Raw genomic sequence first — 23,435 nt, 5'->3', positions numbered from 1 at the left:
GCGCGACTGTCTATCCTGAAACCGGCGGAAACACCACGCGCGCGCGCAATCCCCCGCCCGGCGCCTCTTCCAGGGAGACGGCGGCGCCGTGCCGGCCGGCCAGGGTGCGCACCAGCGCCAGTCCCAGACCGCTGCCCGTGGCGCCCGCGTCCGCGCCGCGATAGAAGCGGTCGAAGACGCGCTCGCGCTCGTCGGGCCGGATGCCCGGGCCGGTATCGTCGACTATCAGCGATACCGGGCCTGCGGCGGAGATGGCGATGCGCACCGAGCCGCCCTCGGGCGTGTACTTGATGGCGTTATCCAGCAGATTGCGCGCCAGCAGCACCAGCGCGTCGGACTGGCCGTCGACCGTCGCGGCGTCCGGGCCGTCGAGGGCGATGTCGATACGTTTGGCATTGGCCTGGGGCAGGGCTTGCGACACGGCTTCGCGCACGGCCTGCACCAGATCGGTGGGCGCAAGCACCAGACGCGGCGCGCCGCCGTCGTGGCGCGCCATGGACAGCAACTGCCCGATCAGGCGCGTGGCGCGCGCCACGCCCTCGCCCAGGCGCGCAATGGCCTGCTCGCGCGTCGCGTCGTCCGCGGCGCGGCGCAGGCCTTGCAGCTGCAACTGCAGGGCAGCCAGCGGCGTGCGCAGCTCATGCGCTGCGTCGCCCACGAACTGCTGCTGCGAGGCAAAGGCCTGCCGCACGCGTTCCAGCAGCAGATTGAGTTCCTGCACCAGCGGCCGGATCTCATCGGGCAATCCTTCTCCCGACACGGGCGACAGGTCATCGGGCTGGCGCGCCGCCAACTGCGTGCGCGTGCGCTCCACGGGCCGCAAGGAGAAACTGACCACCCACCAAACCACCAGCATCAGGAGCGGCGCCATCACCAGCGTCGGTCCCACCGAGCGCAGCACCAGATCGCGCGCGGTGAGGCGGCGCACGCGCATGTCCTGCGCCACCTGCGTCACCTGCAGCGGCGTGGACATGGCATAGACGCGGTAGGTGGTGCCGTTGGCCTGCACGCTGGAAAAACCCAGCCTTACCGGGTCGGGCAGCAGGCGGCCCGAGGCGGAGCGATAGAGCTGCACGCCGTCCACGGTCCAGATCTGGATGATGAGATCGTCCACCGAGCTGGCGGGTGCGCCGGGTACCGCGATGGGGGTGTTGTTCAGCTGCAGGCTGCCGTCGCTCAGCGACAAGGCCGTGCTGCGCAGCTGCGCGTCGTAGATCTCGTCGGTCTGTGCCAGCGTGCCGCGGTAGGCTGCGCCAGCCTGGATGAGTGCCGCGGCGAAGACGGCTCCCAGCAGGAACAGCAGCAGCCGCGCGCGCAGGGATGTGAGGGCCAGGCGCATCATGCCACTCCGGTCTTGCCGGGCAGTTTGGGAACGACATAGCCCACGCCGCGCACGGTCTGGATGAAGCCATGCCCGAGCTTTTTGCGCAGGCCGTGGATATAGACTTCGACGGCGTTACTGGCGATCTCTTCTTGCCAGCTGTAGAGTTTTTCTTCCAACTGCGCGCGCGAATAGATCATGCCCGGGCGCGCGATCAGCGGTTGCAGCACGGCCCATTCCCGGGCCGTGAGCGTGACGGGGGCGCCATCCACCGAAGCCTCGTGCGTCTGCGGGTCGATGCGCACGTTGCCGTGTTCAAACGTGGATTCGGCGTGGCCGGCGCTGCGCCGCAGGAGCGCGCGAATGCGCGCCAGCAGTTCGTCGGGATCGTAGGGTTTGACCACGTAGTCATCGGCGCCGGCATCCAGCCCGGCGATGCGATCGCCGACGGCATCGCGCGCGGTGGCGATCAAGACCGGCGTGCGGTCGCGCCGCGCGCGCAGCTCGCGCAGCACCGACAGTCCATCCTTGTTGGGCAGCCCCAGATCCAGCAGCACCAGGTCGTAGGCACCGGTACGCAGCGCCGTCGCCGCGCGCGCGCCGTCGCGCTCCCAATCGGCTGCATAACCGTCGGCGCGCAGGCAGTCCTGCACGCCGGCACCGATCATCGTGTCGTCTTCGACGAGCAGGATACGCATGCGAACGGCCTGAAATCGGGATCGGACATAGATAAAGAATAGGCGATTTTTTTGCCGCCGGGCCGCCCCAAGGCAAAAACGCCCCCTCGGGGGGCAGCAAGCCCGAAGGGCGCGGCGTGGGGGCCTTCTTTGCCGCCGGGCCGCCCCAAGGCAAAAACGCCCCCTCGGCGGGGGACAGCAAGCCCGACTTTTTGTCAGGGCGCGACGGTAGAATCTTGGCCATGCAACGACCTTCACGAAGCTGGCGCCGCCCCGCGGCCTTTTATTCCGGCCGACGCCTGGTGCCCGACCGGCTGTCGGTCATGCTGCTGGCCGCGGCGGCCGTGGGCGTGCTCGGTGCGCTGGCCACCATGGTGTTTCGCCAAGGGCTCGAATTCATGCAAGTCCTGCTGGGACGGCAACCCGCGCATGGCATGGTGTCGCTGGCCCACAGTCTGCCTTACTGGGAACGCCTGGTGCTGCCCGTTGTCGGCGGGGCGGTGGCGGGGCTGATCCTGCAGTGGGCGCGCAGCAAGCTGCCGCCGCAGGGCGCGGGCGACTATATGGAGGCGATTTCGCTGGGGCGCGGCCTCATCGGCCTGCGCCAGACCATGGCGCGCAGCCTGGCGGCATTCTTCTCCATTACCACCGGGTCTTCCATCGGCCGCGAAGGCCCCATGGTGCAGATCGCGGCCATGCTGGCCTCGGTGTGCGGCCGTTGGCTGGTCTGGCCGCCCGAGCGCCTGCGTCTGCTGGTGGCCTGCGGCGCCACGGCCGGCCTTACTGCGGTCTACAACGCGCCCATCGCCGGCGCTTTATTCGTTTCCGAGATCATCTACGGCTCGGTGTCCTCGGCCATATTGGTGCCGCTGGTAGTCGCTTCGGTGGCCGCCAATATGGTCACGCGCCAGTTGCTGCATTACGACGCCGTCTATCACATGCCGACCTTCGACTTCACTTCCCCCTGGGAGGTATTCACCTACCTCGGCCTGGGCGTGCTGGCCGGATTGTTGGCACCGTGGTACCTGAAGATGCTCAATGGTTCCAAGCGGCTTTTCTCGCGCTGGATAGGTCCGCTTTGGCTGCGGCTGGCCGCGGGCGGCCTGGTGGTGGGCGTGATTTCGGTGGGCTGGCCTCAGGTATGGGGCAATGGGTACAGTGTGGTCAACTCCCTGCTGCACCAGCCCTGGGCCTGGCAGACGGTGGCGGTGGTACTCCTGATGAAATTGCTGGCCACCTCGGCCAGCTCGGGTTCGGGTGCCGTGGGTGGCATTTTCACGCCCACTTTGTTCATGGGCGCGGCGCTAGGGCATTTGTACGGCTCGACGCTGCACGGCATCCTGCCGCAAGTATCGGTCAGCAACTACGCCGCGGTCGGCATGGGCGCCTTGCTGTCGGCGGCCACGCACGCGCCGCTCATGTCCATCCTGATGATCTTCGAGATGACGCTCAGTTATCAGGCCATGCTGCCTTTGATGGTGGCCTGCGTCATGGGTTACGTCGTGGCCGAGGCTTTGGGCGGCAAATCCATGTATGCCCACTCGCTGGCGGAGAACCGCGGCACGCGCCGAGGCACCGGGCGCTGACAGGCTCCCCCGCGCTGTGCCTCAGGTCTGTCGTCTTCGAATACGACACCGCTACCTTGAGACGGCGCGGCGGTGAGAAGCGACTTTACTTTGACTGCGGCGACATCGGGATGATGGTCATGCGCAGTTCGGAGTGCGGCTCTTCATAGTCGTGGTGTACGGGTCGGCGCGCCACCGGCTTGGGCACATCGGGCGCTGGCATGGGCGCGGCGGCTTGCTCGGTGGCGCTTGGTGCCGCAGCCGCGCCCCGTTCCTGGGCCGGTTCGACGGCGGTGGGCGCCGCGGCGGCCGGTGCCGCGGCGGCCGGCGGGTTCGCGGCGGGCGCTGCCGGAGCGGACTCCGGCGCCGCCGTGGCGGGTTCGGCTGCGGGAGCGGGCTGGGCTGCGGGTTCGGCCGGCGCGGCAGCCTGCGCCGCATGGCTGGCCTGGATCTGGCGCTGCAGATCGTCGATCTGCGTCTGCAGGCGTTGGCGTTCCAGCGTGGCCGCGTTCAACTCGCTGCGCACCTGCTCGGACTGTTCGGTGGATAGACGCGGCGGCCCATAGTTGGTTTGCAGGAACAGCACGCCCGCGGCTCCCAGCGCGATGCCGATCAGCAGCAGCCCCAGGCCGCGCGGCAGTCGCCGGTTGTGCCGGCCAGGCTGGTAGACAGACGGTTTGAAAACCGGACGTCCCGATTGTCCTAACATGCCCATGTAAGACTTCCTATGCCTAGGGTTTGGTGCGGTAGGTAAAGAATCCAGAGCATACTACTGCAGCGCTTCGTGCCGGGTCAGGCGCCGGGTCCGCAATCCGCACCGGCGCGCAGTTCGGCATCGAGCGCCTGCAGGCGTTGCGGTGTGCCTACATCGACCCAGCGGCCGGCATGCCGGCTGGCGCGTACGGCGCCGCGCGCCATGGACAGCCGCAGCAGCGGCGCCAGCGCAGCGGGCTTGCCGGCCGCGAGTCCAGCGAACAATTCCGGCCGATAGATGCCTATGCCGGTAAAAGTCAGCCTGTCCCGGCCTGCGTCGGCGGCGCGGCCGTCGGGCCGCAGGGAGAAATCGCCCTGCGGATGTTGTGGCGGGTTGTCGGTCAGCAGCAGCCAGGCGTCGGCCTGCGCTTGGTCCATTTCACCCCGTATTGGCTCAGCCTGAGCCGGGTTCCAGTCGCACCAGATGTCGCCGTTCATCACCAGAAAAGGCGCCGGCCCCAGCAAAGGCAGGGCCTGTGCGATGCCTCCGGCGGTTTCCAGCGCCCGGCCTTCGGCGGAATAGCGGATGTCCACGCCCCAGCGGCTGCCGTCGCCTAGCGCCTGTTCGATGCGCTCGCCCAGCCAGGCGTGATTGACGACCACGTCGCGCAGGCCTGCCTGCGCCAGCCGTTCCAGATGCCAGACGATCAGCGGCTTGCCACCCACCGCCAGCAGCGGCTTGGGGGTGTGATCGGTAAGCGGCCGCATGCGCTCGCCGCGGCCTGCCGCCAGGATCATCACCCGCATCAGAAGGTGTATCCCACCGTAGATTCGGTATGGTCGAGCTGGTCCAGAAGGCGCAGCAGCGGTGCGAAGACGCCATAGCGCTGCGCCACTTGGCGTACGTATCGGTTGACGCGCGGCATGTGGGCCAGATAGTCCGATTTGCCATCGCGATGGTTCAGGCGGGCGAACACGCCCAGGATGCGCAGATTGCGCTGCAGGCTCATCCACTCGTAGGCGCGGTGGAATTCGGCAAAGTCCGTGTCCACCGGCAGGCCGGCGCTGCGCGCCATTTCCCAATAACGTATGGCCCAGTCCAGTTGCTGAGGCTCTTCCCAGGTGGTGCGGGCATCGGTTACCAGGGAGGCCAGGTCGTAGGTGAGCGGTCCGGCCAGGGCGTCCTGAAAATCCAGGATGCCCGGGTTGGGCCCGAATCGCGCCTGGTCGCAGACCATCAGGTTGGGCGAATGGAAATCGCGGTGTACGTAGACGGGTGTCTGCGTGGCGCAGCTTTGCGATAGCAGCCGGAAGATCTTGCCCAGGTCGTCGGCCTGCCTGTCGGTAAGCGTGGTGCCGTGATGGCGCTGCACATACCACTCGGGGAATAGCTCCAGTTCGGCCGTCAGGCGCGCCGCGTCGTAGGGGGGCAGCCCGGCGGTCGATGCCTGCTGCATCCGCACCAGCGCGGCCAGCGCCTCGCGGTACAAGGTCTGCAGATGGGCATCGTCCAGTCCGGCCTGGATGCGCCGGTAGTAGGTTTCATTGCCCAGGTCCGACAGCAGCAGCAGCCCTTGCTCGGGGGCCTGGGCCAATACGGCCGGCACGTTCAGCCCGACCTCGCGCAGCAGGCTGCCGGCATGCAGGAAGGGACGTACGTCCTCGTGCGGCGGCGGCGCGTCCATGACGATGGCCGTACCGTTCGCCGCTTCAAGGCGGAAATAGCGCCTGAAGCTCGCGTCGCTGGAAGCCGGCTGCAGTGTATCCAGGCGCAGGGCCATCTCGGGCGGCAGGCTGCGCAGCCAGGCATCGATCAAGGCCTGGCGCGGGTCGTGGGAGGTGCTCAAGCGTACCGTCTCGAAGTCAGCGGATTGGAAGGAAAAACCTGGTGGACGGACTGCGCATTCATGAGAAATGCCTCCAGGCTTGGTCGTTTGGCAAGCTTCTCTATAATACCGGGTCGCTTCGCTCCGGCACCGTTTCGATGCCGGAGTGGGGCCCATTTCGAACAGGGTTGGTTTTCGTGCTCGTGCGCATGGTCCGGTGGTTGATTCTTCTCGCAGTCGGCGTGGCCGCAGCCGCCCAGGCCCAGGCCGCGGCCATGTCCGATGCCGGCACCGGCGCGGCATCGCAGGTCGAAGTGCCCGGCCTGCAGCCGCCGATCGAGATGCGCAGCTCATCCCGCCTGCGCGAGCATTTGCTGCCCGGCGATGCAATCTCGACTTTCATACAGGCCGACCAGATCGACGGCAACCCCGACAAGGCGTTCACGCTTACCGGCCATGCCCAGATACGGCGCCCGGACGCTGTGCTCAAGGGCGACAGCATCCACTACGACCGCGCAACCGGCGAGGTGACCGTCAACGGCGATCTGCGCGTGCAACGCGACGCCACGTTGATTACCGGCCCGTCCGGTCACATCAATCTGGACAACTACCAGGGTGCCATCAAGGCGCCGGATTTCTGGCTCGGCGCCACTGGCGGCACCGCCCAGGCCCAGCACGCCGATATCTTCAGCAAGTCGGAATTTCGCCTGACCCAGGTCCGCTACAGCAGTTGCTCCTGCGCTAGTCCGTCTTGGTACATCAAGGCCCACAGCCTGGATGTCGACATGGACGAAAACGAGGGCGTGGCGCACGATGGCGTGCTCTACTTCAAGGGCGTCCCCATCCTCGCTTCACCCTACCTCACCTTCCCGGTCAAGGACGAGCGCAAGTCGGGCTTTCTCGCGCCCACCTACAGCACCTCCAGCAGCACCGGTCTTAGCGTGTCGGTGCCGTATTACCTCAATCTGGCGCCCAATTACGACCTGACGCTGGACCCGCAGATCATGAGCAAGCGCGGGATGATGCTGGGCGCGACGGGCCGCTATATCGGCAACGGCTACACCGGCCTGGCGCAGGCCAACTACATGCCGCGCGACCGGCTGGCCGACCGCGACCGCTGGATGTACCGCTGGACGCACTATCAGCAGTTTGACGGCGGCTTTTACGCCAACTGGGACATACAGAGGGTCTCGGACAACAACTACTTCCGCGACATCAGCAACACCATCGGCCTGAATTCGGCCGCCACCGTCTATCTGCCCCAAACCCTCACGGCGGGATGGGCCAACAGCGACTGGAATGCATCGGTCCAGTCCCTGCACTACCAGACGCTGCAGGATCCCAATGCCCCCGTTGCGCCGCCGTTCAATGAACTGGCTGCCCGGCTGAACGGCCATCGCTACGACTGGAACGGATTCGACCTGAACATGGACGCCTCGGCCATCCATTTCACCAGGCCGCTGGAGCTGGGCACGCGCTTGGGGCCGGACGGCAACCGGTTCGAGATCTATCCCTCGGTGTCCTACCCCATCGTCCACCCCGGCTGGTATGTCACGCCCAAGATCGGTGTGAACTACACCCAATATGGCAACACCAACTGGCACAACACCGACTTCAATCAATTGGGTAGCACGGCGTCCTACGGACCTTCGGCCTCGCGTACGGTGCCTATCGTGTCGCTCGACAGCGGTATGACCTTCGACCGCACCACGTCGCTTTTCGGCCGATCGACGACGCAGACGCTGGAACCGCGGCTCTACTATCTCTACATCCCCTACCGCAACCAGTCCAACCTGCCGGTCTACGACACCTACCTGGCGCCTTTCAGCTTCGACCAGGCCTTCGAGGAAAACCGCTATGTCGGCGGATGGGACCGCATCAATAACGCCAATCAGCTCACCGCTGCGTTGACCACGCGCTGGATCGACAACGCCACGGGCCTGGAGCGCCTGTCGCTGTCGGGAGGCATACAGCAGTATTTCGTCGATCAGATGGTCACGCTGCCAGGCGAGGTGGCGCGCGAGCATCAGCATTCCGACCTGCTGGGCGGAGCCAGCGCCGCGCTGACCGACTCCCTGAGCACGGCTTTGGGCGTGCAGTACGACGTCTACGACCATCAAGTATCGCAGGCCTACACCAGCCTGCGCTGGTCGCCGCAGCGCCTGACCACGGTTGCGCTGACCTACCGCTACCAGAATTCGTCGCTGATCAACCAGCAGTACCTGCCCACGCCGCAGAACCAGATCAGTCTGGGCGTGCAATGGCCTTTCACCAAGCACTGGTACGGCGTGGGCCGCATCGACTATGCTCTGGGTCAGGAGGCATCCGGCGGCAATTCGCGCATTCCGCAGGCCATGCTCGGCGTCGAGTACAAGTCCGATTGCTGCTGGTCTGCCCGCGTGGTTTTCCAACGCTATGCCATCTCGGACACGCAAGCGAACACGGCTCTGTTCTTCCAGCTCGAACTTACAGGACTGGGTTCGCTGGGCAGCGATCCCATGGATTTGATCAATCGCAACATCCCGGGCTACCAACCGGTGACGCCGGCGCAGCAACCCGGCACCTCCTTTGAAAGGTACGAGTAATGCGTAGATTGCCGCTGCGCAGCCGTGGGTACGGCTGCTTCCTGACGCTGACCCTTTGCATGGTCCTGGCCGCCGCGCCCGTGCATGCGCAACACGCCGCGCCCGGGCATCACGCCAAGGCCCTGGCGCAAACAGCCAAGAAAACCGAGGCCAAGCCCGCAGCCCCGGCGCAAGAACAGTTCGCCGATGGCATTGCCGCGGTGGTCGGCAAAGACGTCATCACCATGAGCGACCTGAACAAGGCCATGCAGCAGGCTACGGACAGCCTGAAGATGCAGCGGATCCAGATTCCGCCCCTGCAAGTTCTGCAGCACCAGGTGCTGAACCGCCTCATCATGAATCGCGTGATGGATCAGGAGGCCAAGCGCCAGGGCATTTCGGTCACCAGCGGCCAGGTCGATCAGGCTATCGCCTTGGTTGCCAGCCGCAATCATCTCACGGTTCCCCAGATGAAGGCCGAGATCGTCAAGAGCGGCACCAACTGGGACGACTACCGCAAGACCATCCACGATGAGATGCTGTCCGAGCGCCTGCGCCAGCGCGTGGTCGAGGCCAAGATCTTCATTTCCGACAGCGAAGTCGACGCGTTCCTGAAAGAATACGCGCACAACAAGGCGGTGGTTCCCGCCCCTGCTGTCCCCGAGGCTGCCCCCGCGCCCGCCCAGCCGCAGGTCAAGATCGTGGCCAATGGTCCGATCGCGCTGTCCGATATCCTGATCCACGTCCCCGATGGCGCCTCACCTGAAACGGTCGCGAGCCTGCGCCAGAAGGCCGAAGGTCTGCTCGCGCGCCTACGCAAGGGGGCGGATTTCGCCGGCCTGGCTGCCGCCAATTCCGATGGACCCAATGCCCTGCAGGGCGGCCAGTTGGGCGTGCGTCCGTTGGAGGGCTGGCCTGATTTGTTCGTGAGCGCCGTGCGCAATTTGATGCCCGGCCAGGTCACCGGCGTGCTGCGTGCCGCCAACGGTTTTCACATCATCAAGGTGACCGCCCGTGCAATGGAGCGCGTGGCCGCGCCGGTCCGACAGCAGCAGCAGGTGCCGCCCGGCATCCAGCAGCTCGATTCGATTCCGTCTGCCGCGCCGGGAACCATCGAGATCACCCAGACGCACGCACGCCACATCCTGATCAAGACTTCGGCCGTCATGACCGATGCCGAGGCGCGCCAGAAGCTCGAGGAAATCCGCCAGCGCATCGTCTCGGGCCAGGCCACGTTCGGGGAAATGGCCCGCCAGTATTCGCAGGACAGCAGCGCTTCGGAGGGCGGCGATCTGGGTTGGCTCAGCCCGGGCCAGACCGTGCCCGCTTTCGAGCAGGCCATGGACAAGCTCAAGCCCGGCCAGATCAGCGAGCCGATCGCCTCGCCTTTCGGCTGGCACTTGATCCAGGTGATCGCACGCCGCCAGCACGACGCCACGCAAGAGGTCCGCCGCAACCGTGCGCGCCAGATCCTGATGGAACGCCAGGCCGGGCCGGCATTCGAGGACTACATGGATCAGGTCCAGGCCCAGACCTACATCGACAATCGCCTGGAAAGGGCGCAAGAACTCAAGCAGCGCTACCAGCAGTAAGCAAGCCATGGCCCAGCATCAGGCCCGCAAGCGCTTCGGCCAGAACTTCCTGACCGACCCGAGCGTGGTGGACAGCATCGTGCGGGCAGTCGCTCCTGCCGCCGGTGACCGCGTCGTCGAAATCGGGCCGGGCCTGTCCGCGCTGACCCGACCGCTGCTGGACCATCTGTCGCGCCTGACCGTGGTCGAGATCGATCGCGATCTCGCGGCGCGGCTGCGCAAGCAGTATCCGTCGGAGCAGCTCGAAGTCATCGAGGCCGATGCCCTCGCGGTCGACTTTGCCGCATTCGGCCCGGGATTGCGGGTCGTAGGCAATCTGCCCTACAACATCTCCAGCCCGCTGCTTTTTCACCTGATGGCCTCGGCCGGTCAGGTACGCGATCAGCATTTCATGCTGCAGCGCGAGGTCATAGACCGCATGGTGGCCCTGCCCGGGGGGGCGGACTACAGCCGCCTGTCGGTGATGCTGCAGTCGCGCTACCGTATGGCCAAGCTGTTCGACGTTCCTCCCGAGGCTTTCGATCCCCCGCCCAAGGTGGTGTCGGCTGTGGTGCGCATGATGCCGTTGGGCGAAGACCGTCCTCGGCCCCGCAGCGAGGCGGCCTTCGAGCAGGTGGTGGCGCGGGCCTTCTCGCAGCGGCGCAAGATGCTGCGCCGGGTGCTTGCCGATTGGGTCGCTCACATACCGTGGGAAACCTTGGGAATCGCGCCTACGGCACGGGCGGAGGAGGTCTCGGTGGCCGGGTTCATCGGCATCGCCGATGCGCTGGTGCAAGCGGGTGTGATTGCGGGTCCTTGACGCGCTCCTCACGCCTGGATTTGGGCGTGCTCGCCGTGGCGCTGGCCAGAAGTTTGCGGAGTAATGGTCTAAACAAACCCTTAGGCCTTGGCTGGCGTCAATCGCTCCCGTTGCGTGAGCACTGTTTCCAGCACTAACGGATGCAATTGGTGTTCGCCAATGCGGCCATCAGAATGCGCTTCGAGAAAACTCAGCAACTCGCTGCGCATACGCGGCTCCCAGAATTTCTGGATGTGATTGGCGATGCCTTCGACGGCTTCTTCCCTGTCGGGCATGGCTTCGAAGAAGTCGCCGATACGGTTGGCCATACGGATCAAATTGCTGATATCCATGAACAAATCCAGATCAAGTCAGGGCAGTATGCGTTCTGGGTGGGTATAAATCGTCGCGTCGTCCTGGCGCAGAAAACCCAATAGCGCGACATTGGCTCGCTGTGCCACGCTGACCGCCAGCGCGGTGGGGGCGGACACGGCGGCCAGCACGCCGACGCCGGCCATGGCGGCTTTCTGCACCATTTCGAAACTGGCACGGCTGGAAACCAGCATCATGCCTGGCGTCGCGTTCAGCCCTGCGCGTGCCAGCGCCCCGACCAGTTTGTCGAGCGCATTGTGGCGGCCGACATCCTCGCGCACCAGCGCTACCTTGCCGTGTCCATCGGCCCAGCCCGCGGCATGGGTTGCGCCGGTGATGTCGTGCAGGCTCTGGCGCGCACGCATGCCGCGCATGGCCTGCAGCACCGCGCCTATGCGCACGGTCTGGCCGCCAGCCACGGCCGGCACGGGCCGCAGCACTTCGCAGAGGGTTTCCACCCCGCATAGGCCGCAGCCGGTGCGGCCAGCCATGGCGCGGCGCCGTTCGCGCAGGCGCGCCGCGCAGGCGCTGGAGATCTCCAATTCCACCACGATGCCGTTGCATTCCTGGCGAAGGTCCATACCTCGCACATCGGACACGCCATCGACGATACCTTCGGTAAGCGAGAAACCCAGCGCGAAATCTTCCAGATCAGAGGGCGTGGCCAGCATAGTGGCGTGGCTGATGCCGTTGTATTCCAGCGCAATCGGCGTTTCCTCGGCCACGCAGTCGTTTAGCTCGGCCGCCTCGATGCGACCCTCGCGCACCCGGAGAACCCGCAGCCGGTGGTGGTCGGCGTGCACGAGTTCTTCGCTCGAATCGGACAGGGGGGATTGGGACATGGCGTGACCGGGCGAAGGCTATTTCCCTGCAATGGCGGACGCATTCTCGCGACTGCGTTCGTTCAGCAGTTTCTGCTGGATGTCCTCGAAGCGCGACCACTGCCGTTGCCATTCCGAAGGCTGCGTCACGCGGGTCACCTGCACCGCCGTCACTTTGTATTCGGGACAGTTCGTTGCCCAATCCGAATTGTCCGTCGTCACGACATTGGCACCCGATTCCGGGAAGTGGAAGGTGGTGTAGACCACGCCAGGCTGCACGCGCGTGGTCAGGGTGGCACGCAGGACGGTCTGGCCCGCCCGGCTGGCGATGCCCACCCAGTCGCCCTCGATCACGCCGCGATCCTCGGCGTCCTGCGGGTGGATCTCGAGGACGTCCTCGCTGTGCCAGGCCACGTTGGCGGTGCGTCGCGTCTGTGCCCCCACGTTGTATTGCGACAGGATGCGCCCGGTGGTCAGCAGCAACGGGAAACGGCGGGTGCTGCGCTCATCGGAGGGCACGTAGCGGGTGATCATGAAGCGGCCCTTGCCGCGCACGAACTCGTCGATGTGCATGGTGGGCGTGCCCTCGGGCGCTTCGTCCGTGCACGGCCATTGCAGGCTGCCCAGGCGATCGATCTTTTCGTACGAGACGCCGGCGAAGGTGGGCGTGAGCCGCGCGATTTCATCCATGATCTCGCCGGGATCGCGATAGTGCATGCAATAGCCCAGCGCGTTGGACAGGGCTATGGTGATTTCCCAGTCGGCCATGCCGCTGCGCGGCGCCATGACCTTGCGCACGCGCGAAATGCGGCGCTCGGCGTTGGTGAACGTGCCGTCCTTCTCCAGGAAGGACGAGCCGGGCAGGAAGACGTGGGCGTACTTGGCAGTCTCGGTCAGGAACAGGTCCTGCACCACGATGCATTCCATGGCTGACAGCGCGGCAGCCACGTGTTGCGTATCGGGGTCGGACTGCACGATGTCCTCGCCCTGGCAGTACAGTCCCTTGAAACTGCCAGCCATGGCTGCGTCGAACATATTGGGCAGGCGCAGGCCCGGCTCGGGCTGCAGGACCACGCCCCAGTCGGCCTCGAACTGCGCGCGCGCCGCATCGTCGGACACGTGCCGGTAGCCCGGCAGTTCGTGCGGGAACGATCCCATGTCGCACGAACCCTGCACATTGTTCTGGCCGCGCAGCGGGTTCACGCCCACGCCTTCACGGCCGATGTTGCCGGTAGCCATGGCCAGGTTGGCGATGGCCATCACGGTGGTGGAGCCTTGGCTGTGCTCGGTCACACCCAGGCCGTAGTAGATCGAGCCGTTGCCCCCGGTGGCATACAAACGCGCGGCCCCGCGCACATCCCGGGCCGGCACGCCGGTGATCGCTTCCATGGCTTCGGGCGAATTCTCGGGGCGCGCAGCGAACTCGCGCCATTCGCGAAATGACTTGGCCTCGCAGCGCTCGGCCACGAAAGCCTCGTCCACCAGTCCTTCGGTGACGATCACGTGCGCCATCGACGACAGCAGCGCGGTGTTGGTGCCGGGGCGCAGCGGCAGGTGGTAGTCGGCCTTGACATGCGGCGCGTCGACCAGTTCGATGCGTCGTGGGTCGATCACGATCAGCTTCGCACCCTGGCGCAGGCGCCGCTTCAGGCGCGAGGCGAATACCGGGTGGCCGCTGCTGGGGTTGGCGCCCATGACGATCACCACGTCGGTATGCATGACCGAGTCGAAGGTCTGTGTGCCGGCCGATTCGCCCATGGTCTGCTTCAGCCCGTAGCCGGTTGGGGAGTGGCAGACACGCGCGCAGGTGTCGACGTTGTTGGTGCCGAAGGCGGCGCGCACCAGTTTCTGCACCAGCCAGGTCTCCTCGTTTGTGCAGCGCGATGAGGTGATGCCGCCCACCGCATCGCGCCCATGCGTGGCCTGGATGCGACGAAATTCCGAAGCCGCATGGCTGATCGCCGCCTCCCAAGAGACTTCCTGCCAGGGATCGGTGATGCGCTTGCGTATCATGGGTTTGAGCACGCGGTCCTTGTGCGTGGTGTAGCCCCAGGCAAAGCGCCCCTTTACGCAGGAGTGGCCGCGATTGGCCTGGCCGTCTTTCCACGGCACCATGCGCACCACTTCCTCGCCCTTCATCTCGGCCTTGAAACCGCAGCCCACGCCGCAATAGGCGCAGGTGGTCACCACCGAATGCTCGGCCTGGCCCATCATGATGACGGTCTTTTCCTGCAGGGTCGAGGTGGGGCAGGCCTGCACGCAGGCGCCGCAGGATACGCACTCGCTGTCCAGGAAAGGCTCGCTCTGGCCGGCCGCCACGCGCGAATCGAAGCCCTTGCCCGAGATCGTCAGGGCGTAGGTGCCCTGGGTCTCTTCGCAGGCCCGCACGCAGCGGTTGCAGACGATGCACTTGGATGGGTCGTAGCTGAAGTAGGGGTTGGATTCGTCCTTGGCATCCTGCAGGTGGTTGGCGCCATCGTAGCCGTAGCGCACATTGCGCAGACCCACCACGCCGGCCATGTCCTGCAGCTCGCAGTCGCCGTTGGCCGGGCAGGTCAGGCAGTCCAGCGGGTGGTCGGAAATGTAGAGTTCCATCACGCCGCGGCGCAGCTCGTGCAGCTTGGGCGTTTCCGTGCGTACCACCATGCCGTTTTCGACAGGGGTGGTGCACGAGGCGGGATAGCCGCGCCGACCCTCGATCTGCACCAGGCACAGCCGGCACGAGCCGAAGGCTTCCAGGCTGTCGGTGGCGCACAGTTTGGGAATGTTGATGCCTGCCTCGGCCGCGGCGCGCATGACCGAGGTGCCTTCGGGCACCGAGATGGTCTGCCCGTCTATAGTCAGGGTGACGCGTTGCTGCGAGACGCGTGCCGGGGTGCCCAGGTCGCGGTCGCGCTTGACGACGGTTTCCAACATGAGGGTGTCTCCTTGGGGGGCGCGATTATGCGGCGGGCGCCGCGTTGCATGAAGCGGCAACGCCGAAATCTTCGGGGTAATGGTTCAGCGCAGACAGCACCGGGTAGGGCGCCATTCCGCCCAACGCGCACAGCGAGCCTGCCAGCATGGTGTCGCACAGATCCCGCAGCAACTGCACATGCTGTTCGCGCTGCGGGCCGTCGGCGATGATCTTGTCGATGGTCTCGACGCCGCGCGTGGAACCGATACGGCAGGGCGTGCACTTGCCGCACGATTCGACCGCGCAGAACTCCATGGCATAGCGCGCCATGCGCGCCATGTTCACGGTATCGTCGAATGCCACCAGGCCGCCGTGGCCGATCATGGCCGAAATGCCCACATAAGCTTCATAGTCGAGCGGCACGTCCCATTGCGATTCGGGCAGGTAGGCCCCCAGCGGCCCGCCCACCTGCACCGCGCGCAGCGGCCGGCCCGAGGCGGAGCCACCGCCGAAGCCGTAGAGCAGTTCGCGCAGCGTAAGGCCAAATGCCTTCTCGACCAGGCCACCCTGCTTGAGATTGCCGGCCAGCTGGAAGGGCAGGGTGCCGTGTGAGCGGCCGACACCATAGTCGCGGTAGTAGTGCGCGCCGCGCGCCAGGATGATGGGTACCGACGCCAGGGAGATCACATTGTTGATGACGGTGGGCTGCCCGAACAGGCCCTGTATGGCGGGCAGCGGCGGCTTGGCGCGCACCACGCCGCGCTTGCCTTCCAGGCTTTCCAGCAGCGAGGTCTCCTCGCCGCAAATATAGGCGCCGGCGCCTTTGCGCACTTCCAGTTCGAAGGTCCTGCCGCTGCCGTGGATGTCCGCCCCCAGCCAGCCCGCCTGCCGTGCGCGGACGATGGCCTGCTCGAGCGCGGCAATGGCGTGCGGGTATTCCGAGCGCACATAGATGTAGCCCTGCGTGGCGCCCACGGCCAGGCCGCAGATCGCCATGCCCTCGATCAGCACATAGGGGTCGCCCTCCATCAGCATGCGGTCGGCGAACGTGCCCGAATCGCCCTCGTCGGCGTTGCACACCACGTACTTCTGCGCCGCGTTGGCGGCCAGCACGGTCTTCCACTTGATGCCCGTGGGAAAGGCCGCGCCGCCGCGGCCGCGCAGGCCCGAGTTCAATACTTCGTCGACGATCTGCGCGGGCGTGATCGCCAGCGCGCGCTGTATGCCCTTCAAACCACCATGGGCTGCGTAGTCCTCCAGCGACAAAGGATCGGTGATGCCCACGCGGGCAAAAGTCAGGCGTTCCTGGTCCTTGAGATAAGCAATGTCTTCGGTCAGTCCATGACACAGCGCATGCGCGTCGCCCTGCAGCCAGCCGGCATCGAAAAGACCGGGCACGTCCTCGGGCCGAACCGGGCCGTAGGCCACGCGGCCTTGTGTTGCGGCAATCTCGACCAAGGGTTCGAGCCACAACAGCCCGCGCGAACCATTGCGCACCAAGGTAATGTCCAGGCCGCGTTTTTGCGCTTCGCGCGCGATAGCCTGGGCCACTGCGTCGGCGTCCACGGCCAGCGCGGCGGCATCGCGCGGCACATAAATCTTTACGGCAGTGTTCATGAGCGGGCCTCGTCTTGGGCAGGCGCCGTGCGCGCCGCCTCGAGCAGGCGGTCCAGCCGGGCCGCGGTAACGCGCGCGTGAGGCTGGCCGTCGAGCATCACGGCGGGCGACTGCGCGCACAGGCCCAGGCAGTACACCGGCTCGAGCGCGAAGGCGCCGTCGGCACTGACGGCATGAAAGTCGCAGCCCAGGCGCGCGCGGGCGTGGCCGGCCAGGGCTTCTGCGCCCATGGCCTGGCAGGATTCCGCGCGGCAGACTTCCAGCGTGTGGCGCGCGCCGGGTTCGCTGCGAAAATGTGGATAAAAAGTGATCACGCCATGGACTTCGGCGCGCGACAGGTTTAGCGCTGCGGCGATTTCGGGCACGGCATCGGGCGGGATATGGCCCAATTCGTGCTGAACCGCGTGCAGAATCGGCAGCAGTGCGCCGGGCTTATCGCGCAGGCGGGTCACGATGTCGTTGACGACGGTTCGGTCATGCATCGTCGGGTCTCCTGAACCGGGGCCGCTTGAAAGTGGGGGCTTGCGGCTTTTCATTGGGATGCCTGAAGCGAATTAATATGGTAGAAACAACATATTAATATTACAGGTTGTGTTTATTCTCACACCTTAATCTGCTTCTTTTTCGCACTCAATAAGAAATAAATGACATATAAGTTCCAGTTGAATCTGCGCCCGCAATGGTCGCTGGACGGTGCGCAAAACGAACAAGACCTGTCTTTGGGCAGCGTCCTGTCCTTGCTGTCGGCCATCGATACCACCGGTCACATTGCCGGCGCCTGTCGGGCCTGTGGCTTGTCCTACCGGCATGCCTGGGGTGTGCTGCGGCGGTTCGAGAGCGTTTTCGGTACGCCGCTGCTCATTACGCGGCGGCGCCAAGGCACACAGTTGTCCGAATTCGCCCAGCGCCTGCTGTGGGCCAACCGGCGCATCGAGGCGCGTCTGGCGCCCACGCTCGAAAGCATGGCCTCCGAATTGCAGGAAGAACTCGAACGTCTGTTGCCGCGCGCCGCGCCGCATCTGCGGCTGCATGCCAGCCACGGTTTCGCGGTCGAGGCCATGATGCGGCATGTGAGCAGCAATGGCCCGGGTCTGGAATTGCGCTATCGGACCGCCGTCGAGGCCCTGGCTTCGCTCAAGCGCAGCGAGTGCGATCTGGCGGGTTTTCAGGTGCCCTGCGGCGAATTCGAGGCGGCCATACTCGAAGACTATCGCCCCTGGCTGAACGCCGACGAACACATATTGATCCATCTGGCGGTGCGCAGCACCGGCCTTTTCGTGCAGCCCGGCAATCCCAAGTGCATTACCGGCATCGCCGATCTCGCGCGGCCCGACGTGCGCTTTGTCAACCGCCAGATCGGTTCCAGCACGCGCCATCTGATCACGGTCATGCTCGAACGTGCGGGTCTGTCCACCGGTCAGGTGCAAGGCTACGATACCAGCGAGTTCACCCACATGGCCATCGCCGCGCATATCGCCAGCGGCATGGCCGACACCGGAGTGGGTGTTGAAACCGCCGCGCAGCGCTTCGGCCTGCAGTTCATTTTGCTCGCGCGCGAGCGCTATTTCTTTGCCGTGCGCAAGGCCGACATGGATACGCCGGCCATGCGCGAACTGCTGGCCGTCATACGTAGTCCGGCCTATATCGGCGAGCTCGATCTGCTGCCGGGCTACGAGATAGTCGACGTAGGCCAGACGATGACCTTGAAAGAGGCATTTCCATGAGCAAAGTGTTTTTTCTCTCCGATGGCCGCGCCGCGCTGCCTGGGCCGCGCGGCGCTTCGATCCGCGCGCGGCGGCCCGGCGAGTCCTTGGCGGATCTTCGGGCCAGGCCCTTGCGCGATCTGCGCATCTCGGTCACCGATCGCTGCAACTTCCGTTGCAACTATTGCATGCCGCGGGAGGTGTTCGACAGCAGCTATGCCTTCATGCCCCATTCGGCGCTGCTCTCGTTCGAGGAAATCACGCGCCTGGCCGGTATATTTGCGCAATTGGGCGTGGAGAAGATCCGCCTGACGGGCGGCGAACCCTTGCTGCGCAAGAACCTCGAATCCTTAGTCGCCATGCTGTCCGAGCTGCGCACGCCGCAGGGCCAGCCGCTGGACATCACGCTCACGACCAATGGCGTGCTGCTGGCGCGCAAGGCGCGCGCGCTCAAAGACGCGGGTCTGAGCCGCGTCACCGTGAGCCTGGATGCGCTCGACGCCGATTTGTTCGCGCGCATGAGCGACAGCGACTTCACGCCCGACGATGTGTTGCGCGGCGTGGATGCGGCGGCGCAGGCGGGGCTGGCGCCGATCAAGATCAATATGGTGGTGCGCCGCGGTTTCAACGATGGGCAGATCCTGCCCATGGCGCAGCGTTTTCGCGGCACGGGCCACGTGCTGCGCTTCATCGAGTACATGGACGTGGGCAGCACCAATGGCTGGAATCTCGCTCAAGTCGTGCCCACCCGCGAAGTTCTGTCACGCATCGGCGCGGCGTTTCCCCTGCAGGCCCTGACCGACGAAACGATGGGCCGGGTGGCCGAGCGCTGGCGCTATTGCGATGGCGCGGGCGAGATCGGCGTCATCTCCAGCGTTTCCCATGCCTTCTGCGGCGGGTGTACGCGCGCGCGCCTGTCGCCCGAAGGCAAGCTCTTTCTATGCTTGTTCACCAGCGCGGGGTACGACCTGCGCGAACCCTTGCGCGGCGGCGCCGACGATGCGCGCCTGACCGACCTGATAGACGGCATCTGGTCGCAACGCGACGACAACTATTCCGAACGCCGCGCCCAGGGCGTTCCGGATGCCGCGCGCAAGATAGAAATGAGCTACATCGGTGGCTGACACTCTTGCCGAAAGCGCAGCCGGCCTGATCCTGGCGGGCGGTCGTGGCATCCGCATGCGGCAGGCCGACAAGGGCCTGCTTGTGCTCGCTGGCCAGCCGCTCGTGGCCCTCGTGGCGCGGCGTCTTGCGCCGCAGGTCCGGTCTCTGTTCATCAGTGCCAATCGCAATGCGGCCTTCTATGAGCAGTACGGCAAGGTTTTGCCCGACGATCCGGCTTTCGATGCCTGGTCCGGTCCGCTGGCCGGCGTTGCGGCGGGATTGCGGGCCTGGTCCGGCCCCTGGCTGGTGGTGGCACCATGCGATACGCCCTTTCTGCCGCCCGATCTGGCTGCGCGTCTGATCGGCGCTGCCCAGGCACAGGGCGCGCCGCTGGCGGTGGCTTGCGCGGGCGGGCGCCGGCATTCGGTCTGCATGGCGCTGCGCACCGCGCTCGCGGACGATCTGTACGACTATCTGCGGGCAGGCGACCGCAAAGTCGATCTCTGGCAGGCGCGCGTAGGCGGCGTCGAGGTCGGCTTCGACGACGCTTGCCAGGCTGGCGCGCCCCGAGCTGATGCGCGCCGTGCTAACGCACCCCGAGCCTTCCTCAATATCAATACCCCCGAAGACCTCACTGCGGCCGAGCAGAGCATGGACAGCCAGCAGTAACATCAATGATTCAATCCGCTTTCACCGGGAATCGTCATGACTCGCCGTACACCCATCGAGCGCTATCGCAATATCGGTATCTCCGCCCACATCGACGCGGGCAAGACCACCACGACCGAGCGTATCCTTTTCTACACGGGCATCACCCACAAAATAGGCGAGGTGCATGACGGCGCGGCGGTGATGGACTGGATGGAGCAGGAGCAGGAGCGCGGCATCACCATCACGTCGGCGGCCACTACCGCATTCTGGCGCGGCATGGCGGGCAATTATCCCGAACATCGCATCAACATCATCGACACTCCGGGGCACGTGGACTTCACCATCGAGGTCGAGCGCTCCATGCGCGTGCTCGACGGCGCCTGCATGGTCTACGACTCCGTGGGCGGCGTGCAGCCGCAGTCCGAGACGGTGTGGCGCCAGGCCAATAAATACGGTGTGCCGCGCATCGCCTTCGTCAACAAGATGGACCGCATCGGCGCCGATTTTTTCCGCGTGCAGCGCCAGATCGGCGAACGCCTGCGTGGCGATGCCGTGCCGATACAGATCCCCGTGGGGGCGGAAGACGCGTTCGAAGGCGTGATCGATCTGGTCAAGATGAAGGCTGTCATCTGGGACGACGACAGTCAGGGCGTTCGTTTCGAATATCGCGACATTCCGGCGAACCTGCAGGCCCAGGCGCAGGAATGGCATGACAAGATGGTCGAGAAAGCCGCCGAGGCCAACGACGCGCTGCTCGAAAAATACCTGTCGGGCGAGCCGCTCTCCGAGGACGAGATCAAGTCCGGCCTGCGCAGCCGCACCATCGCCAACGAGATCGTGCCCATGCTGTGCGGCAGCGCCTTCAAGAACAAAGGCGTGCAGGCGATGCTCGATGCCGTCATCGACTACCTGCCTTCGCCGATGGACGTACCCGCGATCAAGGGGCATACCCTCGACGACAAGCAAGCCGAGCGTCACCCTGGCGATGCCGAGCCCTTCTCGGCACTGGCCTTCAAGATCATGACTGACCCCTTCGTCGGCCAGTTGGTGTTCTTCCGCGTCTATTCGGGCGTGGTCAAGTCGGGTGATACGCTGTTCAACCCGATCAAGGACAAGAAGGAGCGCCTGGGCCGCATCCTGCAGATGCATGCCAATTCGCGGCAGGAAATCAGCGAGGTCTACGCCGGCGACATCGCGGCCGCCGTGGGCTTGAAAGATGTCACCACCGGCGACACGCTGAGCGATCCCACGCACGTCATCGTGCTCGAGCGCATGGTCTTTCCCGAGCCGGTCATCTCGCAGGCTGTCGAGCCCAAGACCAAGGCCGATCAGGAGAAAATGGGCGTGGCGCTCAATCGCCTGGCGCAGGAAGACCCGTCGTTCCGCGTGCGCACCGACGAGGAATCCGGCCAGACCATCATCTCCGGCATGGGCGAACTGCACCTCGAAATTCTGGTCGATCGCATGAAGCGTGAGTTTCACGTTGAGGCCAACGTCGGCAAGCCGCAAGTGGCCTACCGCGAGACCATACGCGCGACGGTGGACGAGGTCGAAGGCAAATTCGTCAAGCAGTCGGGCGGGCGCGGCCAATATGGCCACACGGTGCTCAAGATCGAACCGCGGGAACCCGGCACAGGCTTTGAGTTCGTCGATGCCATCAAGGGCGGGGTGGTGCCGCGCGAGTTCATCCCGGCGGTCGAGCGCGGCATCCGCGACAGCCTGAACGCCGGTGTGCTGGCGGGCTATCCGGTGGTGGACATCAAGGCCACCCTGGTTTTCGGTTCCTACCACGACGTCGATTCCAACGAGAACGCCTTTCGCATGGCGGGCAGCATGGCTTTCAAGGAAGGCATGCGCCGCGCCAAGCCGGTACTGCTCGAGCCGATGATGCACGTTGAAGTCGAGACGCCCGAGGACTACACCGGCTCTGTCATGGGCGATCTGTCTTCGCGGCGTGGCATGGTGCAGGGTATGGAGGACATCGCGGGCGGTGGTGGCAAGCTGGTGCGCGCCGAGGTGCCCCTGGCCGAGATGTTCGGCTACTCGACTTCGCTGCGCTCGCTGACGCAGGGGCGGGCCACCTATACCATGGAGTTCAAACACTACGCCGAAGCGCCCAGGGGGGTGGCGGATGCGGTGATTGCGCAGAAAAAGTCTTAGTCGTTTGAGTTCTTGATCCGTCGGCCGGGTCGCGCCGGGGTGGGGACGGGGCGGCCGACCAGGTCTGCCCTCACGCCCCCCACCCAGACTCGTCGAACGGCTCAAGAACTCAAACAACCCAACAACGCATTCCCAAGCAAATACCCGGCCTACTGCAAAAACGCATCGAGCGCCGCATTGAACGCCTTGGTATTGGACAGGCTCATCCCATGCGAGGCATGGGCGATCGACACGCGCTTCGGATCGGGCAGTACGCTTTCCAGCCAATCCAGCACGCTGGGGAAGGGCGCAGGACTCAGCGCGCCACCCACCAGCAGAACGGGCGGCAGGAGCGCGCGCAATGCGAGCTGGTCCGGCAGCGGAATGACCTCGCCGGCCTGGCCGATCAAGGTGCCGGCATTGTCGCGTACCATTTCCTTAAACCAGGGAACCATGCGGCGCCATGTGTCGGGGCCGGTCACCGCGTCGATGAAAAGCGCCAGGCCTTCCTCGGTCTGGCCATCGCGGATCATCTCGCGCGCCTGCCGGCGAAAATCGCCGCGCGGGTCGTGATTGCCGGGCAAAGGCTGGCCGGGGTCGGCCAGCGTCAGGCTGCGTACCAGGCCCGGATTGCGCAGTGCCGCCTCCAGCGCCACGCGTCCACCGCGGGAGTGGCCCACCAGATGCACCGGCCCCGCCACGGCATGCACTACGAAATTCAGCAATTGCTCGGCGTGCTCGGAGATCGAGAACCCTTCGCCCCTGCCGTCCCAGCGTTCCGGCCAATAGCGTCGTAGCGACGGCGCCAGAACCCGGTAGCGCTTGCCCAGCCCTGCCAGCTGCGGCTTCCAGTAGCGCCAGTCGCATAGCGAACCATGTACCAGCACCACCGGCTCCCCCGAACCGGCTTCGGCATAGGTGGTGGCATAGCCGTCGAACTGGACGCGCTGGGTTGGCAGGTCAGGTGTAAAACGCATGATGGAATCGGGGTTGAGCAAGGCCACGATTCTAGCGCCGCGTTCGCGGCCTTCCTCACGGGTCAGGCTTGCTACACTCGCCCGGCCACGGGTTCGTTTCGGCGGACCCGCATTGGTATCCATTCAGACAGAAATTCGT

At 65.4% G+C, this 23,435-nt stretch carries 19 protein-coding genes; 8 read left to right on the top strand and 11 right to left on the bottom strand.

What is annotated here, in order from left to right; genetic code table 11:
* Nucleotides 1-10 precede the first annotated feature (10 nt).
* Both H143_RS0103775 and H143_RS0103770 read right to left on the bottom strand, forming a co-directional pair.
* Nucleotides 11-1,339, bottom strand: coding sequence for a HAMP domain-containing histidine kinase (locus H143_RS0103775; protein ID WP_019936892.1), 1,329 nt, complete (start codon nucleotides 1,337-1,339; stop codon nucleotides 11-13).
* Nucleotides 1,339-2,019, bottom strand: a complete 681-nt coding sequence (locus H143_RS0103770) for a response regulator transcription factor (RefSeq protein ID WP_019936891.1) — start codon at nucleotides 2,017-2,019, stop codon at nucleotides 1,339-1,341. Before H143_RS0103770 ends, H143_RS0103775 begins: the two co-directional genes overlap by 1 nt.
* A 221-nt stretch (nucleotides 2,020-2,240) precedes the next feature.
* On the opposite strand from H143_RS0103770, the gene H143_RS0103765 reads away from it, so the two are divergent.
* Entirely contained in the window at nucleotides 2,241-3,584 is a 1,344-nt protein-coding gene (locus H143_RS0103765) for a ClcB-like voltage-gated chloride channel protein (protein WP_033365962.1), read from the top strand.
* 85 nt (nucleotides 3,585-3,669) lie between these two features.
* Here H143_RS0103765 and H143_RS22830 read toward each other — a convergent pair whose 3' ends face one another.
* The 3 genes from H143_RS22830 to H143_RS0103750 all read right to left on the bottom strand — a co-directional run bounded on the left by H143_RS22830 (nucleotide 3,670) and on the right by H143_RS0103750 (nucleotide 6,103).
* Entirely contained in the window at nucleotides 3,670-4,278 is a 609-nt protein-coding gene (locus H143_RS22830) for a hypothetical protein (RefSeq protein ID WP_051094348.1), read from the bottom strand.
* Nucleotides 4,279-4,355: 77 nt separating this feature from the next.
* Nucleotides 4,356-5,063 carry an N-acetylmuramate alpha-1-phosphate uridylyltransferase MurU gene (gene murU, locus H143_RS0103755; protein ID WP_019936889.1) on the bottom strand — a complete coding sequence of 236 codons (708 nt, stop codon included), beginning with the start codon at nucleotides 5,061-5,063 and terminating at the stop codon, nucleotides 4,356-4,358.
* Complete coding sequence (locus H143_RS0103750; RefSeq protein WP_019936888.1) at nucleotides 5,063-6,103, bottom strand: aminoglycoside phosphotransferase family protein; 1,041 nt, start codon at nucleotides 6,101-6,103, stop codon at nucleotides 5,063-5,065. The genes murU and H143_RS0103750 overlap by 1 nt, the downstream gene beginning before the upstream one ends.
* 182 nt (nucleotides 6,104-6,285) lie before the next feature.
* Here H143_RS0103750 and H143_RS0103745 point away from each other — a divergent pair, with 182 nt between their 5' ends.
* Genes H143_RS0103745 through rsmA form a run of 3 tightly spaced genes read left to right on the top strand, consistent with a single transcriptional unit; the run spans nucleotide 6,286 to nucleotide 11,037 of the window.
* Nucleotides 6,286-8,667, top strand: coding sequence for an LPS-assembly protein LptD (locus H143_RS0103745; RefSeq protein WP_026349694.1), 2,382 nt, complete (start codon nucleotides 6,286-6,288; stop codon nucleotides 8,665-8,667).
* A complete protein-coding gene (locus H143_RS0103740; RefSeq protein WP_019936886.1) occupies nucleotides 8,667-10,238 on the top strand; it encodes a peptidylprolyl isomerase in 1,572 nt (523 codons plus the stop codon). Before H143_RS0103745 ends, H143_RS0103740 begins: the two co-directional genes overlap by 1 nt.
* 7 nt (nucleotides 10,239-10,245) lie before the next feature.
* On the top strand, nucleotides 10,246-11,037 hold the full coding sequence (rsmA, locus tag H143_RS0103735) for a 16S rRNA (adenine(1518)-N(6)/adenine(1519)-N(6))-dimethyltransferase RsmA (RefSeq protein ID WP_019936885.1): 792 nt from the start codon (nucleotides 10,246-10,248) through the stop codon (nucleotides 11,035-11,037).
* Between the two features lie 80 nt (nucleotides 11,038-11,117).
* Here the strand turns inward: rsmA and H143_RS0103730 are convergent, their stop codons facing one another.
* The 5 genes from H143_RS0103730 to H143_RS0103710 are packed head-to-tail and all read right to left on the bottom strand — an operon-like array spanning nucleotide 11,118 to nucleotide 17,204.
* A complete protein-coding gene (locus H143_RS0103730; protein WP_019936884.1) occupies nucleotides 11,118-11,369 on the bottom strand; it encodes a formate dehydrogenase subunit delta in 252 nt (83 codons plus the stop codon).
* A gap of 18 nt (nucleotides 11,370-11,387) precedes the next feature.
* Complete coding sequence (gene fdhD / locus H143_RS0103725) at nucleotides 11,388-12,230, bottom strand: formate dehydrogenase accessory sulfurtransferase FdhD (RefSeq protein WP_019936883.1); 843 nt, start codon at nucleotides 12,228-12,230, stop codon at nucleotides 11,388-11,390.
* 18 nt (nucleotides 12,231-12,248) lie between these two features.
* On the bottom strand, nucleotides 12,249-15,125 hold the full coding sequence (gene fdhF / locus H143_RS0103720) for a formate dehydrogenase subunit alpha (protein ID WP_019936882.1): 2,877 nt from the start codon (nucleotides 15,123-15,125) through the stop codon (nucleotides 12,249-12,251).
* A gap of 25 nt (nucleotides 15,126-15,150) precedes the next feature.
* The gene (locus tag H143_RS0103715; protein WP_019936881.1) at nucleotides 15,151-16,722 is read right to left on the bottom strand and encodes an NADH-quinone oxidoreductase subunit NuoF; all 1,572 of its coding nucleotides are present in this window, start codon (nucleotides 16,720-16,722) and stop codon (nucleotides 15,151-15,153) included.
* Nucleotides 16,719-17,204, bottom strand: a complete 486-nt coding sequence (locus H143_RS0103710; RefSeq protein ID WP_019936880.1) for a formate dehydrogenase subunit gamma — start codon at nucleotides 17,202-17,204, stop codon at nucleotides 16,719-16,721. The genes H143_RS0103715 and H143_RS0103710 overlap by 4 nt, the downstream gene beginning before the upstream one ends.
* Nucleotides 17,205-17,366: 162 nt before the next feature.
* On the opposite strand from H143_RS0103710, the gene H143_RS0103705 reads away from it, so the two are divergent.
* Genes H143_RS0103705 through fusA form a run of 4 tightly spaced genes read left to right on the top strand, consistent with a single transcriptional unit; the run spans nucleotide 17,367 to nucleotide 22,340 of the window.
* Nucleotides 17,367-18,446 carry a substrate-binding domain-containing protein gene (locus tag H143_RS0103705; protein ID WP_019936879.1) on the top strand — a complete coding sequence of 360 codons (1,080 nt, stop codon included), beginning with the start codon at nucleotides 17,367-17,369 and terminating at the stop codon, nucleotides 18,444-18,446.
* Nucleotides 18,443-19,549: a GTP 3',8-cyclase MoaA gene (gene moaA, locus H143_RS0103700; RefSeq protein WP_019936878.1), complete on the top strand. Its 1,107-nt coding sequence runs from the start codon at nucleotides 18,443-18,445 to the stop codon at nucleotides 19,547-19,549. The genes H143_RS0103705 and moaA overlap by 4 nt, the downstream gene beginning before the upstream one ends.
* Entirely contained in the window at nucleotides 19,542-20,198 is a 657-nt protein-coding gene (mobA, locus tag H143_RS0103695; protein ID WP_019936877.1) for a molybdenum cofactor guanylyltransferase MobA, read from the top strand. The genes moaA and mobA overlap by 8 nt, the downstream gene beginning before the upstream one ends.
* Before the next feature lie 36 nt (nucleotides 20,199-20,234).
* Nucleotides 20,235-22,340 carry an elongation factor G gene (gene fusA, locus H143_RS0103690; protein ID WP_019936876.1) on the top strand — a complete coding sequence of 702 codons (2,106 nt, stop codon included), beginning with the start codon at nucleotides 20,235-20,237 and terminating at the stop codon, nucleotides 22,338-22,340.
* 149 nt (nucleotides 22,341-22,489) lie between these two features.
* On the opposite strand, the gene H143_RS0103685 is transcribed toward fusA, so the two are convergent.
* The gene (locus H143_RS0103685) at nucleotides 22,490-23,296 is read right to left on the bottom strand and encodes an alpha/beta fold hydrolase (RefSeq protein WP_026349692.1); all 807 of its coding nucleotides are present in this window, start codon (nucleotides 23,294-23,296) and stop codon (nucleotides 22,490-22,492) included.
* Nucleotides 23,297-23,435: the final 139 nt, after the last annotated feature.

It is taken from the genome of Bordetella sp. FB-8 (assembly GCF_000382185.1).
In the GTDB taxonomy this organism is placed as follows: Bacteria; Pseudomonadota; Gammaproteobacteria; order Burkholderiales; family Burkholderiaceae_B; genus Bordetella.
This window is presented reverse-complemented; position numbering and strand designations above follow the sequence as displayed.